Raw genomic sequence first — 13,938 nt, forward strand, 5'->3', positions numbered from 1 at the left:
GACCATGGCGGGGGAGAGCCGTGACAGCGCCCTCAGCTGCTCCAACCGGGGGACGTGCCGCTCCTCGGGGGCGCGGCCCCTACCGCCGTACCGCGGTCACCCTCTCGCTCTCGATCCGCTTGGCGAGGCCTTCCTCGCCCAGCCGCTCCGGGTGCCGGCACAACACCACGGACCCGCCGGTGGCGAGCGGCGAGTACAACCCCGCGCTGAGCCCCTCCCACGTGTCGTACGGCACAGCGGACAGCATGCGAGAACCCGGCCCCGTCAGCCCCAGCGCAGGCGCCTCCGCCAGGGCCCGTTCGACGACCTCGGCCCCGCTGAACTCCCGCCCGGCGACGATCAGCGCGGCATCCTCGGCATCCACCGGCGCGAACGGTACGAACCGGTCACCCTGGCCCGGCACTTCCACGGCGTAGTCGATGAAACCGTCCGGTGTCTGCGGAAAACGCCCGCCGAGCGGCCGCAGTGCCAGTGCGACCCGCTCGCCACGGCACGCCCGCGCCGCCTCCACGGAGTCCGGCCCGCTGACGACCACGTCGGCCGCCGCCGGATCCCCGGCCACGTCCGCGATCGCGCCCACCGACGAACACGCCAGCAGCCACACCGCCGTCTGCCAGTGGGCGGGCAGCAGCAGCGCGACCCGGTCACCGGGTCCGGCGGACAGGTCGCCCTGGAGGAGATTCGCGGTCTTGGCCACCCAATTGGCGAAGGTGGCCACGGACAGTTCGACGCGTTCGCCCGTGGCGTCGTCGTAGAAGGTCACCAGCGGGCGGCCGGGGTCCGCGGCGAGCGCGGAAGCCAGCAGGTCGGCAGGGGTGCGATCGGTGGCGTTCACCCGGAAAAGGGTACGCGCGGGCGGACACGCGCAGCGCGCGACGGGGGCACCGGTTCGGCGGAACGGCTGCCGACGGTCCGTCAGTTCGCCGTTGGACAGATTTGTATGACTATGTCCAAGATCATAAGCATGCGTGGATTCCTGACACCGTCCATCGGCGCACCGTCGATCACCGTCTGCTCGATCAGCGTGACCTGCGCCGCGGCCCTCGCACTCCCGCTGACCCCGCCCGCGTCCGCCGCGCCCGCCCGCTCCGTCGCCCCGCGGGCCGCCGCCGATCCCGCGATCCCGGGAAGCACCCGCTCGCTGCCCCTCGTCCCCCTCTCCGCCGAGCGCGTCCGCGGCACCGCCCCGGAGCAGGGGCTGTACCGGCCCGGCGGACAGCACTTCTCGCTGGTCGGTGTCGTCTGGCGGGACCCGGACACCGAACTGCGCGGCCGGGTCCAGGTGCGCACCCGGTCGGCCGCGACGGGGAAGTGGTCCGGCTGGCAGGAGCTGGAGACGCACAACGCCGACCACGGCGCCGACCCGCGCACGGCGGAACGGGACGCCCGGGGGGTGCGCGGAGCGACCGCACCGCTGTGGGTGGGCGACGCGGACGGCGTGGACGTACGGGTCCAGGCCGGTGCGCGGGGCGGCCGTACGGACGAGGTGAGGCCGCCGCTGCCGTCGGGGCTGCGCCTCGAACTCGTCGACCCCGGCGGCGAGGGGCCACCCGAGGGCGGGCCGGCCGAACCGCCCCGGACCGGCCTGCAGTCGGCCGCGGCCCGGGAGGCCTCGGCCGCCAACAGCGACCTCACCGGCTTCGGGTCCATGGCGATCCCGGCACTGGGCAAGCGGGCCACCGAGCGGGAACTCGTCCGTCTCCGGGGGCCGGTGCGGGGCAAGCCGCACATCGGGCCGCGCCCACGGATCGTCACACGGCGCGGCTGGGGCGCGGACGAGTCCCTGCGCCAAGGCAGGTTCGCCTACATGAAGAAGGTCAAGGCGGCCTTCGTCCACCACACGGCCTCGGGCAACAGGTACACCTGCTCCCAGGCCCCCTCGGTCATCCGCAGTATCTACCGCTACCACGTCAAGAGCATGGGCTGGCGGGACATCGGCTACAACTTCCTCGTCGACAAGTGCGGAACCATCTACGAGGGCCGGGCCGGTGGCGCGGCGAAGGCGGTCCTCGGCGCGCACACCGAGGGCTTCAACCGCGACAGCATGGGCATCGCCGTGATCGGCACGTACGGCACGGCGGAGCCGCCCCGCGCCGCGGTGACGGCCGTCGCCCGGCTCACCGCATGGAAGCTCGGGCTCTACGGGGTCAATCCGCGTGGCACGACATATCTCAGGTCAGGCGGTGGCAACCTCTTCCCCAAAGGTAAGAAGGTACGACTGAACGTGATCTCCGGCCATCGGGACGGATTCGCCACCGAGTGCCCTGGCAAACGGCTTTACGCCAGGCTCGGTACGGCCCGTTCCAGCGCGGCGCGCTACCAGGGGCGCTGACGCGGCAGGGGAGAGCGTTCGCCGCCGTCGCCGCGGGGCTCGCCGGTCTCACACCGTTCTCATACCGATCTCGCGGGAAAACGCGCGGTCGTCAAGGGCGCCGCCGCTACGGTCTGCATACACTGACCCGCCGAAACGAGTGATACGAGTGGTACGAGTAGTTCGGCCGGTCCCGGCAGGAAGCAGAGACGACAGGTGACAGAAGCGATCCTCCTGGTCGGCGGCAAAGGCACCCGGCTGCGTCCGCTCACGGTGCACACACCCAAGCCCATGGTCCCGGCCGCCGGGGTGCCGTTCCTCACGCACCAGCTGGCGCGCGCCAAGGCGGCGGGCGTGGACCACATCGTGCTGGCCACCAGCTATCTGGCCGAGGTCTTCGAGCCGTACTTCGGCGACGGCTCCGCGCTCGGCCTGCACATCGAGTACGTGACCGAGGAGGAGCCGCTCGGCACGGGCGGTGCCATCCGCAATGTCGCCTCCCGCCTGCACTCCGGTCCCGACGAACCGGTGCTGATCTTCAACGGTGACATCCTGACGGGCCTGGACATCAGGGCGCTGGTGGACACCCACGAGTCCGCGTCCGCCGACGTCTCCCTCCACCTGACGAAGGTGACGGACCCCAGGGCCTACGGCCTGGTCCCCACGGACGAGACCGGCCGCGTCCTCGCCTTCCTGGAGAAGCCGCAGACGCCGGAGGAGATCGTCACCGACCAGATCAACGCGGGGGCGTACGTCTTCCGCCGGTCGGTCATCGACACGATCCCGCTGGGCCGCCCGGTGTCCGTGGAGCGGGAGACCTTCCCCGACCTCCTCTCGGCCGGCGCCCATCTCCAGGGCATGGTCGACTCCACCTACTGGCTGGACCTCGGTACCCCGGCGGCGTTCGTCCGCGGCTCGGCCGACCTGGTCCTGGGCCGCGCGCCCTCCCCGGCCGTTCCCGGCCGCTGCGGCGACCGCCTGATCCTCCCGACGGCCGAGGTGGCGCCGGACGCGAAGCTGACCGGTGGCACGGTGGTCGGCGAGGGCGCGTTCGTCGCGGAGGGGGCGCGTGTCTCCGGCTCCACCATCCTCCCCGGCGCCGTCATCGAGCCCGGCGCGGTCATCACCGACTCCCTCATCGGCACGCGGGCCCGCGTCGGCGAGCGCACGGTCCTGACCGGCACGGTCATCGGCGACGGCGCGGTCGTCGGCCCCGACAACGAGCTGCGCGAGGGAGTACGGGTCTGGTGCGACGCCCGCATCCCGGCGGGGGCGGTCCGCTTCTCTTCGGACCAGTAGCGGTCTTCGGACCGGTAGCGGGGGTGTCCGGGGTGCGGCTCATGAGGGCTGCGCCCCCAGACCTCCGTCTCGGGGGGAACTGCGGCGGCAGCAGCGGGCGCCTCACAGCAGCCCGATGTCCACCCGGGGCATCTTCGGCGCACGCCGGGCCGGGACATGACCGCTCAGCAGGATCAGCCGGACCGCCCGATGCCGCTGCCCCGCATACGGCTCCAGCAGGCGCAGCATCACCGCGTCGTCCGCATGCCGGTCCCCGGCCAGCGCCCACCCCACGATCCCCGGCAGATGCAGGTCCCCGACCGTGACGGCGTCCGCCGCCCCGTGACTGCGCTGCACCACCTCCGCCGACGTCCACGGCCCGATCCCCGGCACGACCTCCAACCGCGCCTGGGCCTCGGCCGCCGGCATCCGCACCGCCTGCTCCAGCCGCGCAGCGACCCGCACGGCCCGCAGAATCGTGGACGCCCGCTTGTCGTCGACGCCGGCCCGGTGCCACTCCCAGGAGGGAATCAGCGCCCAGGTCCGCGGCGCCGGCATCACGAACATCGGCCGTTCCCCGGCTCCCGCCGGCCCCGGCGCACGCTCCCCGAACCGCCGTACCAGCAACCGCCACGCCCGGTACGCCTCGTCCGTCGTGACCTTCTGCTCCAGGACAGACGGGACGAGGGACTCCAGCACCAGCCCCGTCCGCGTCAGCCGCAGCCCCGGCCGCCGGTGCCGGGCCAGCGCCACCACCCGGTGCCGGGGCACGAACGCCTCCGGCTCGTCGGCCGCGCCGAGCCACTCGGGCAGCCGGTCCAGCAGCCACTCCGCGCCCGCGCCCCACGCCTCGCCGAGCACCTCAGCGTCGTACGCGCGCACCCGCAGCGTGCCCGGCCCGGCGGGCGTACGGCAGGCCCGCCACACGGATCCGTCCGAGGTGGCCCGGAAGGTGGGGTCGGCGGGCCCGCGCCGCAGCGGTCCGAGCACCAGGCCCAGATCGAGCGGTCCCTCGGGCACCCACCGCCGTACCCGCGCCGACGCTGCCGCCTGACGCGGTATCCCGGCAGCGGCGCCCGCGGGCACACCGGCATGGCCTCCGCGCACGGTCGTACGCGTCGGCCGCTGAGCGAATCGTCCTGCCACGAAATGAGGTCCTAGGGAGCCGGTGCCGCCGGGGTCGTCGGTGTCGTGCTACGAGACTAGGCGCTCGGGCAGGAGCGCGTACGCGAACTCACCGCACCTCGACGAACGCCCCGGCGTCCCGCTCCGGCCGCGGTCTCGGCTCCTCGGCCGGATGCCCGACCGCCACCGCGCCCATCGGCTCCCAGTGCGCGGGCAGCGCGAGCACCTCACGCACCACGTCCCGGCAGAACATCGTCGACGACACCCAGGCCGAGCCCAGCCGCTCCCCAGCCAGCGCGACCAGCAGGTTCTGCACGCCGGCGCCCATCGCGACGACGAACATCTCCCGCTCGGCGCCGTCCCGCCGCGCGTCCCCGTAGTGGTGCGAGCCGTCCGTGACGAGGCACGGCACCACCAGGTAGGGCGCGTTGCGCAGGACGTCACCGCGGCGCACCCGCTTCGCGACGGACTCCTCGCTCTTGCCGTCCCGGCGCAGGTCCGCGATCCAGGCGTCGCGCATCGCGTCCAGCAGCCGGGTGCGGGACCGCGCCGACTCCAGCAGGACGAACCGCCAGGGGGTGGTGTGGTGCGGGGCCGGCGCGGTCACCGCCGCCGCCACCGCGCGCCGTACCGCCCCGGGGTCCACCGGCTCGTCCGTGAACGCCCGGACCGTGCGCCGCTGGGTCACCGCCTCCCGGACCGCCTCGGACGTGCCGAGCCGGAACATGTCGTCGCGCGCGGTCCGCACCAGCGCCCGCGCGCCCTCGCCGTCCCCCGCGCCGAGGACATGGGGCAGACCGCGCAGCACGGCCACCGGCCGGCCCGTCGCCTTGCCCTTGACCAGGTCGCCGGCGGCGGCCAGCTCGTCCGCCGTGGCGACGACCGTCGCGCTGAGCGGATTGCCGTGCGCGTCCGCGCCCCCGCGCAGATCGTCCAGCACACGCACACCCGCGGCGCCGATCGCCACGTCCGTGAGCCCCGCGCGCCAGGGTCGCCCGAAGGTGTCGGTGATGACGACACCGACGTCGACGCCGAGGGCCTCGCGCAGTCCGGCGCGGAGCGCACGCGCGGACGCGTCCGGGTCCTCGGGCAGCAACAGCACCGTGCCGGCGGGGGTGTTGGAGGCGTCGACCCCGGCGGCGGCCATGACCAGGCCCTGCCGGTTCTCCACGATGCGCAGCGCGCCGCGCCGGGCCACGACCCGGACGGTCTCGGCGTCGATCGCCGCCTCCCGGTCGACCGCCTGGACGACCCGGCCCTCCGCCTTGGAGACGATCTTGGAGGTGACGAGCAGCACGTCCCCGTCGGCCAGACCCGGCTCGGCGGCGGCGATCAGCTTGGCGAGATCGTCGCCCGGCTGCACCTCGGGGATGCCCGACAGGGCCCGGACGGTGTACTCCGGGTGCTCCTCGTTCACGCTTGCCGCACCTCCTCGGCCAGCGCCAGCGCCTCCCGCGCCATCTGCGCGGCGGCCTCGACGTCGGTCATCATCAGCGGTACGGCCCGGCAGCGGATCCCGTCCGCCTCGACCCGCTCGACCGCGCCCGCGTCCACGGTGTCGACCAGCCAGCCGTCCAGCAGGCCGGAGCCGTAGTGCTCGGCGACCGCGGCCGCCGTGGACTCCACGCCGACCGCGGCGAGCACCTTGTCGGCCATCCCGCGCACCGGCGCGTCCCCGACGATGGGCGACAGGCCGATCACGGGCACGCCCGCGTCCGCGATCGCCTCCCGGATGCCGGGCACGGCGAGGATGGTGCCGATGGACACGACGGGGTTGGACGGCGGGAAGAGGATGACGTCCGCCCCGGCGATGGCCTCCAGGACGCCCGGCGCCGGTGTGGCCTGCTCGGCGCCCACGGGCACCACCGCCTCCGCCGGGACCGAGGCGCGCAGCCGCACCCAGTACTCCTGGAAGTGGACCGCCTTGCGCTCGCCGTCGACCTCGAGCGCCACGTGCGTCTCCACGCGGTCGTCGGTCATCGGGATCAGCTTCACGCCCGGCTTCCAGCGGTCGCACAGCGCCTCGGTGACGGCGCTGAGCGGATAGCCCGCGCCGAGCATCTGCGTGCGCACGATGTGCGTGGCGAAGTCCCGGTCACCGAGGCCGAACCAGTCGGGCCCGACCCCGTAGGCCGCCAGTTCCTCCTTGAGGTGGAAGGTCTCGTCGGCCCGCCCCCAGCCCTGCTCCTCGTTGATGCCGCCGCCCAGCGTGTACATCACCGTGTCCAGGTCGGGGCAGACCTTCAGCCCGAAGAGGTGGATGTCGTCGCCGGTGTTGCCGATCACCGTGACGTCCGCGTCCGGCACGGCCTGCTTCAGACCGCGCAGGAAACGGGCACCGCCGATGCCGCCTGCCAGAACCACAATGCGCATGCACCAAGTCTTGCAGGCGGGTACGACAACGCGTCAGGCAGTCACCGGACGAGCCTCGCAGTGCTGGGCGGTGTGCATGGGCATCTCGGTCAGGCCCGGGTAGTAGACGTGCAGGCTGACCGCCGGCTCCAGCGCGTCGTTGACGACCTCGTGGACGTAGCCCGGCGCGAACACCCGCTGCGTGCCCGCGGCCAACGCGCGCGTGCCGCGCTCGGTGCGCTCGGTGAGGGTGCCCTCCAGCACGGTGAGGACACCGGAGGAGCGGCCGTGGTCGTGCAGCCCGCTGCCCTGCCCGGGCACCCAGGACAGCAGCCACACCTCGTAGCCGGGGCCGGTGCGCAGCCGGTGGTACCAGCGGGTGGTCGCGTCGTAGCGGACCAGGTGGGCCCACTGGGCGCGGTCGGCGGCGATCGACCGGGCGAGGCCCACGAACTCGGCAACGGTGGCCGGGTGCTCGCGCGGCGGCTGGAGCAGGTGCGGGACTTCGAGGATGTCGCCGGCGATCTGGAGGTCGTTGTCGCTGTTCATGGGGTGCGGTGGTTCCTCGGTGAGGGAAGGCCGGAGGGAACGGAGGAGGGACCGCGTCACGGGGGACACGGCTACAGCCGGAGCACGGTAGGGCTCAACAGCTGCAACAGCGACAACAGCTACAGCGGGACCGGGCAGCACCGTGGGACCCGGCGGTGCGGGTCGAGGTGAGTGCCAAGTTCGCGAGCATGCCCACTAGGACATCAGTTCACACCTGAGCTGTCAACTCGACGCCCGGCATGTGGGACACGTTTCACCTCATCCGGTTCATCTGTCAGGTGAAAGGTTTGTTCACCCGGACCTCGGGACACATGGGGCACAACCGAGCGCTCAAGCCTCGTGCAACGCGATCGAACACGAGGACGTCCTTCTCCGTACAGAGGGCTGTGCGGGGGTCGACCGCCTCCTCGGCCCTCGCCTGCGTGTCAAGGTTTATGGCGATTTGAACACTTTCCGCATGGCCTTGGTTCCGCAGAGTGAATAACGGGCTCAATAGCAGATCTCGGCTTGACTCGCCCGGAGCAGCACACTTGTAATTTCACTCGTGTCGTTCAGCCGAAATCGGTAGCGGCAACACGGGGACGCGAAAGACAGACGAGGGGCGCACATGACCGAGCTGGTGCAGCAACTGCTGGTCGACGACGCGGACGAGGAACTCGGCTGGCAGGAGCGCGCGCTGTGCGCCCAGACCGACCCCGAGTCCTTCTTCCCCGAGAAGGGCGGCTCCACCAGAGAGGCGAAGAAGGTCTGCCTCGCCTGTGAGGTCCGCTCCGAATGCCTTGAGTACGCCCTCGCCAACGACGAGCGATTCGGTATCTGGGGCGGTCTGTCGGAGCGGGAGCGGCGTCGGCTGAAGAAGGCCGCCATCTGATCGTACATCCAGCCCAAAACGTTACGAAAGGCCCGTTGTCGGTGGGTTATCCACAGGCGGCGGGCCGTCGTCATGGCCAGCCGATAGTGTGGTCGCTCGTCCGAGACGCCCCGCTGTCCCCTCGGCACCCGAGAGGGCGCGGGCGTCCACCGCAGTCCATCGAACCGGGGCCCGCACCTCGATGTCCGTGCACAGCCATACGGCAGCCCAAGACTCGGCTGCCACACCTGAGTTCCCGCGTCACGTGGTGACCGCGGTCCTCGTCTCCCACGACGGCGCCCGCTGGCTGCCCGACGCCCTTGCCGGGCTGCTCGGCCAGGAGCGCCCCGTGCAGTACGCGGTGGCCGCCGACACCGGCAGCGCGGACGACTCCGCCCGGCTGCTCACCGACGCCCTCGGCGACGCGGGCGTCCTGCACCTCGCCCGGCGCACCGGCTTCGGCCAGGCCGTCGAGGAGGCGAGCCGCACCGCCCCGGTCCTCACCCCCGAAGAGCTGCCGTACCTCAAGCGCCCCAGCGGCTGGGACCCGGTCACCCGCTCCTGGCGCGACGACGCCTACGACCTGCCCGAACTGCCGCACGGCGAGCCCGTCCAGTGGCTCTGGCTGCTGCACGACGACTGCGCCCCCGAACCCGACGCCCTCGCCCAGCTGCTGCGGGTCGTCGAGACCGAACTGGAGCTGGGCCGCGACGACGTGGCGATCGTGGGCCCCAAGTTGCGCGGCTGGTACGACCGCCGGCAACTGCTGGAGGTCGGTGTCTCCATCGCCAACTCCGGCCGCCGCTGGACCGGCCTGGACCGCCGCGAACAGGACCAGGGCCAGCACGACCACGTCCGCACCGTGCTGTCCGTCTCCACCGCCGGCATGCTCATCCGCCGCGACGTCTTCGAACAGCTCGGCGGCTTCGACCGCCGGCTGCCCCTGATGCGCGACGACGTCGACCTGTGCTGGCGCGCCCACGCCGCCGGACACCGCGTCCTGATCGCCCCCGAGGCGGTCGTACGGCACGCCGAGGCCTCCTCCCGCGAGCGCCGTACCGTCGACTGCGCCGGCCGCACCGCCGCCTCCCCGCACAAGGTCGACAAGGCCGGCGCCGTCTACACCCTGCTCGTCAACACCCGCGGCGGCGCGCTGCCCTGGGTCCTGCTCCGGCTCGTCGTCGGCACCCTCCTGCGGACCGTCGCCTACCTCGTCGGCAAGGTCCCCGGCCAGGCCGTCGACGAGATCCGCGGCCTGCTCAGCACCCTGCTGCGCCCCGAGCGGATCATCGCCGCCCGGCGCCGCCGCGGCCCCGCACGGATCGACAAGGGCGAACTGCGCCAACTCTTCCCACCACCCGGTGCCACCGTCCGGGCCACCGTGGAACAGCTCGCCGCCAACTTCACCAGCGGCTCCGACGACACCTACCGGGCCGGCCGGCACGGCGGCGCCGTGGAGTCCGGGCCCGGCGGCGACGACGACTTCCTGGAGGTCGAGCAGTTCGCCCGGCTCAGGCGGATCGCCCGCAAGCCCGGCCCGGTGCTCTTCCTCGCGCTGCTGCTCATCTCCCTCGTCGCCTGCCGCGCCCTGCTCGGCGGCGGCGCGCTCGCGGGCGGCGCCCTGCTGCCCGCCCCGGCCGGCGCCGGCGAGCTGTGGGCCCGTTTCGCGGACGCCTGGCACCCGGTCGGCGCGGGCGGCACCCCGTCCGCCCCGCCCTACCTCGCCGTCCTCGCGACCTTCGCCGGCATCCTGTTCGGCTCCACGGGACTCGCCGTCACCGTCCTGCTGGTCGCCTCGGTACCGCTCGCCGGGTTCACCGCCTACTTCGCCTCCCGGCCGCTCGTCACCTCCCGGCTGCTGCGCGCCTGGGCGGCCATCGCCTACGCCTTCCTGCCCGCCACCACCGGCGCCCTCGCCGGCGGCCGCATCGGCACCGCCGTCCTCGCCGTGCTGCTGCCGCTCATCGCACGCGCCGGCATCGCCGCGAGCGGCCTCGCCAACCGCTCCGGCGCGCGCGGCAGTTGGCGCGCCACCTGGGCGTACGCGCTGCTGCTGACCATCACCACCGCCTTCACGCCGATCGTGTGGCCCATCGCCCTGCTCCTCGGCATCGGCGTGCTCGTCCTGCGCCGCGGTGACCTCGTCGCCCACGTCCTGCGCTTCCTCGCCCAGCTCGGCACCCCCCTGCTGGTCCTCGCCCCCTGGTCGCTGACCCTGCTCCCGACCGGCTTCTTCAAGGAAGCGGGCCTGGCGTACGGCCCTTCCGCGGCCTCCGCCCTCGACCTGCTCGGCGCCGGCCCGGGCGGGCCGGGCACCGTGCACGGTCTGATGCTCATCGGCATCGTCCTCGCCGCCCTCGCCGCGCTGCTGCGCTCCGAGCGGCAGCTGGGCATCCGCACCGCCTGGGCGGTCGCCCTGGTCGCCCTCGTCTTCGCCGTCCTGTCCAACAGGTCCGCGTGGGCCGGACCGGCCACCCTCGTCTACGGCATCGCCCTGCTGGCCGCCGCCGCCCTCGGCGCCGACGGCGCACGCGCGCGTGTCGCCGAGCAGAGCTTCGGCTGGCGCCAGCCCGTCGCCGCCCTGATCGCCTTCGCCTCGGCCGCGGGCCCGCTGGTCGTCGCCGCCGGCTGGATGGTCCGCGGCGCCGACGGCCCGGTGGAGCGCCGCGACCCGACCCAGGTGCCCGCGTTCGTCGCCGAGGACTCCACCACCGGCGACCGGGCCCGCACCCTGGTCCTGGACAGCGACTCCACCGCGCGCGTGCGCTACACCCTGGTCCGCGGCTCCGGTGCCCGCATGGGCGACGCCGAGCTCAGCGCCGCCGACGGCGAGAACAGCCGGCTGGACAAGGTCGTCGCCAACCTCGTCGCCGGCTCCGGCGCCGACCAGGCCGACGAACTCGGCGGCTTCGCGGTGCGGTACGTCCTGGTGCACAAGGGCGCGCCCCGCGACATCACCCGCGTCCTCGACACCACTCCCGGCCTGAGCCGGCTCAGCCAGCAGAGCGGCGGCGCCCTGTGGCGCGTCGACCAGGAGGTCTCCCGCGCCACCATCGTCCCGGCCGGCGGCTCGGGCACCGCCCGGTCGGTCACCGCGGGACCGGTGGAGATCCATACCACCATCCCGGCCGGCTCGGCCGGCCGCGTCCTGCGCCTCGCCGACACCGCCTCCGCCGGCTGGACGGCCACCCTGAACGGCAGACCGCTCACCCGCACCACGCTCGACGGCTGGGCCCAGGGCTTCCGACTGCCCGCTGACGGCGGCAGGCTGGACGTCACCTACGCCGACCCGGTCACCCACACCGCCTGGCTGTGGGCCCAGGGCGCGCTCGCCGTCGTCCTGGTCGTCCTCGCCCTGCCCGGCCGCCGCCGTGACGTCGACGACGACCTGCCCGAGGAGGAGCCGCTGCCCGCCCAGGCCACCGCCGGCGAGGGCCGCCGCGCCCGCCGCCTGCGCGCCCAGGCCGAGGAGCAGGCCGCCGAGGAGCAGCCGGCCGCACCCCCGCTGCCGGAGCAGACCCCGGCCGCCGTACCGCACCAGCAGTCCTACGACGACTGGGACCAGACCGCCTACCCGGACACCGGCTACGCGGGCTACGGAACAGACCAGTACCAGACCGGCGACCCGTACCAGCCCTCCGGCTACGACCAGCAGGGCTACCCCGCCGCCGACCCCTACCAGACGGGCCAGTACGACCCCTACGCCTACGGCGGCACGACCGGCCAGGTGCCCTACGACCCGGCGGCCTACCAGCAGGGCTACGACCCCGCGTACGACCCCGCCCAGCAGGGCTACGACCCGGCCCAGCACCCCCACGGCACCGGCAGCGAGCGCCCCGACGGGAGCCAGCAGTGAACCGCACCACCCTGTCCCTGATCGCCGGAACCACCGCGCTGGCAGCCGTCACCGCGTTCGCCGCGCTCGACGGCCCGTCCGCGTCCGGGGCCCTGGCCGCCCAGCCGGCCGCGAACCTCCCGGTGGAGCGCTCGGGCCTGCTGTGCCCGGCGCCGAGCATCTCGGACATCGCCGACACGTCGTACACGTCGTTCACGCCCGTCACCCAGGGTGCGGCGAACAGCGGCAAGGCCCAACTCCAGGCGGCCGAGGAGCAGTCGGCGGACGGCGCGGACAGCTCCCAGACCGGCAAGGGGACCAAGGGCTCCCAGGGCGCGAAGAAGAGCGCGGACAAGCCGGTGCTCACCCCCAAGGCACCGGGCACCCCGGTCACCGGTGACACCTCCGGCGCCGACACGCCCGCGCTCATCGGCACCGCCGACGGGAAGTTCGCGCCCGGCTGGACCGTCCAGGAGACCACCGAGGTCGCCGCCGGCACCGGCCGCGGCCTCCAGGGCGTCAACTGCACGGCCGCGGACACCGACTTCTGGTTCCCGGGCGTCAGCACGGCCGCCCGCCGCACCGACTACGTCCACCTCACCAACCCCGACGACTCCGCCGCGGTCGTCGACATCGAGCTCTACGGCAAGGACGGCGCGATCAAGTCCCCGCTGGGGGAGAACCTCACGGTCGCGCCGCACGCGAGCAAGCCGATCCTGCTGTCCACGCTCACCGACCAGCGGCAGGACGACCTGACCGTGCACGTCAGCGTGCGCAGCGGGCGGGTCGGTGCGTCCGTGCAGGCCCTGGACGACAAGACGGGCGGCGACTGGCTCGCCGCCGCCGCCGACCCCGCCGGGAGCCTGGTCCTGCCCGGCATCCCGAAGGACGCCACCGACGTCCGCCTGATCGCCTTCACCCCCGGCGGCGACGACGCCGACCTGAAGGTCCGCCTGGCCTCACCGGACGGCCTGATCACCCCCGCGGGCAACGAGACCCTGCATGTGAAGTCCGGTATGACGACCGCGGCCGACCTGGGCGCCGTGACCCGGGGCGAGGCAGGCTCCCTGGTCCTGACCCCCACCGACCAGTCGGTGCCCGTCGTGGCGGCCCTCCAGGTCGTCCGCGGCAAGGGCGGCAACCAGGAAACGGCGTTCATCCCGGCCACGGCCCCCGTCGGCACCCGCGCGACATCGGCCGACAACAGTGCCAAGGGCACGACCCTCGCCCTGACGGCGCCCACCGCCACCGCCACGGTCAAGGTCACCGCCTCGGCGGGCAGCGAGGGCGGAACGGCGACGACGAAGACGTACACGATCAAGTCCGGCACGACGCAGGACGTCCCGGTGCCCGTCCCCGCCGCCCTCAAGGGCACCTACGCCCTCACCGTCGAAACCGTCTCCGGCGGCCCGCTCTACGCCTCCCGCACCCTCGCGGCCACCGAGGCGGGAGTCCCCGGCTTCACCATCCAGACCCTCCCGAACGACCGGGGGATGGTGGCCGTACCGAAGACGACGCAGGACCTGTCGGTCCTGCAGAAGTGAGGCCCGGGGGGGGGGGGGGGGGGGGGGGGGGGGGGGGGGGGGGGGGGGGGGGGGTGGGGGACCGCAGGAGCGCGGCCTCATCCTCCCCCCCGTC

At 73.7% G+C, this 13,938-nt stretch carries 10 protein-coding genes; 5 read left to right on the forward strand and 5 right to left on the reverse strand.

Annotation, left to right across the window (positions count from 1 at the left end):
* Positions 1-79: 79 nt before the first annotated feature.
* The gene (locus ACZ7HQ_RS21690; protein ID WP_470992143.1) at positions 80-835 is read right to left on the reverse strand and encodes a TIGR03089 family protein; all 756 of its coding nucleotides are present in this window, start codon (positions 833-835) and stop codon (positions 80-82) included.
* Between the two features lie 129 nt (positions 836-964).
* On the opposite strand from ACZ7HQ_RS21690, the gene ACZ7HQ_RS21695 reads away from it, so the two are divergent.
* Both ACZ7HQ_RS21695 and manB read left to right on the forward strand, forming a co-directional pair.
* Positions 965-2,332, forward strand: a complete 1,368-nt coding sequence (locus ACZ7HQ_RS21695) for a peptidoglycan recognition protein family protein (RefSeq protein WP_470992146.1) — start codon at positions 965-967, stop codon at positions 2,330-2,332.
* A 195-nt stretch (positions 2,333-2,527) separates the two neighbouring features.
* Positions 2,528-3,610, forward strand: coding sequence for a mannose-1-phosphate guanylyltransferase (gene manB, locus ACZ7HQ_RS21700; RefSeq protein WP_470992148.1), 1,083 nt, complete (start codon positions 2,528-2,530; stop codon positions 3,608-3,610).
* A gap of 102 nt (positions 3,611-3,712) precedes the next feature.
* Here manB and ACZ7HQ_RS21705 read toward each other — a convergent pair whose 3' ends face one another.
* From ACZ7HQ_RS21705 to ACZ7HQ_RS21720, 4 genes are all read right to left on the reverse strand, one after another.
* On the reverse strand, positions 3,713-4,735 hold the full coding sequence (locus tag ACZ7HQ_RS21705; RefSeq protein WP_470992151.1) for a DNA-3-methyladenine glycosylase family protein: 1,023 nt from the start codon (positions 4,733-4,735) through the stop codon (positions 3,713-3,715).
* An 88-nt stretch (positions 4,736-4,823) separates the two neighbouring features.
* Entirely contained in the window at positions 4,824-6,131 is a 1,308-nt protein-coding gene (locus tag ACZ7HQ_RS21710; protein ID WP_470992154.1) for a coenzyme F420-0:L-glutamate ligase, read from the reverse strand.
* Positions 6,128-7,087: a 2-phospho-L-lactate transferase gene (gene cofD, locus ACZ7HQ_RS21715; RefSeq protein WP_470992157.1), complete on the reverse strand. Its 960-nt coding sequence runs from the start codon at positions 7,085-7,087 to the stop codon at positions 6,128-6,130. The genes ACZ7HQ_RS21710 and cofD overlap by 4 nt, the downstream gene beginning before the upstream one ends.
* A gap of 33 nt (positions 7,088-7,120) precedes the next feature.
* Positions 7,121-7,615 (reverse strand): cysteine dioxygenase, encoded by a 495-nt coding sequence (locus ACZ7HQ_RS21720; protein ID WP_470992162.1) that lies wholly within the window; start codon positions 7,613-7,615, stop codon positions 7,121-7,123.
* A 607-nt stretch (positions 7,616-8,222) separates the two neighbouring features.
* On the opposite strand from ACZ7HQ_RS21720, the gene ACZ7HQ_RS21725 reads away from it, so the two are divergent.
* The 3 genes from ACZ7HQ_RS21725 to ACZ7HQ_RS21735 all read left to right on the forward strand — a co-directional run bounded on the left by ACZ7HQ_RS21725 (position 8,223) and on the right by ACZ7HQ_RS21735 (position 13,844).
* The gene (locus tag ACZ7HQ_RS21725) at positions 8,223-8,486 is read left to right on the forward strand and encodes a WhiB family transcriptional regulator (protein ID WP_010986447.1); all 264 of its coding nucleotides are present in this window, start codon (positions 8,223-8,225) and stop codon (positions 8,484-8,486) included.
* Between the two features lie 181 nt (positions 8,487-8,667).
* Positions 8,668-12,321, forward strand: a complete 3,654-nt coding sequence (locus ACZ7HQ_RS21730; RefSeq protein WP_470992167.1) for a glycosyltransferase family 2 protein — start codon at positions 8,668-8,670, stop codon at positions 12,319-12,321.
* A complete protein-coding gene (locus ACZ7HQ_RS21735) occupies positions 12,318-13,844 on the forward strand; it encodes a DUF5719 family protein (RefSeq protein WP_470992170.1) in 1,527 nt (508 codons plus the stop codon). Before ACZ7HQ_RS21730 ends, ACZ7HQ_RS21735 begins: the two co-directional genes overlap by 4 nt.
* Positions 13,845-13,938 lie beyond the last annotated feature (94 nt).

The sequence above is a fragment of the Streptomyces sp. NPDC037290 genome (genome assembly GCF_055603245.1).

Excerpts from the sequence above, each read along its gene's own strand:
- cofD (WP_470992157.1), bottom strand. The coding sequence starts at position 7,087 with ATGCGCATTGTGGTTCTGGCAGGCGGCATCGGCGGTGCCCGTTTCCTG.
- ACZ7HQ_RS21720 (WP_470992162.1), bottom strand. The coding sequence starts at position 7,615 with ATGAACAGCGACAACGACCTCCAGATCGCCGGCGACATCCTCGAAGTC.
- ACZ7HQ_RS21725 (WP_010986447.1), top strand. The coding sequence starts at position 8,223 with ATGACCGAGCTGGTGCAGCAACTGCTGGTCGACGACGCGGACGAGGAA.
- ACZ7HQ_RS21695 (WP_470992146.1), top strand. The coding sequence starts at position 965 with ATGCGTGGATTCCTGACACCGTCCATCGGCGCACCGTCGATCACCGTC.
- ACZ7HQ_RS21730 (WP_470992167.1), top strand. The coding sequence starts at position 8,668 with ATGTCCGTGCACAGCCATACGGCAGCCCAAGACTCGGCTGCCACACCT.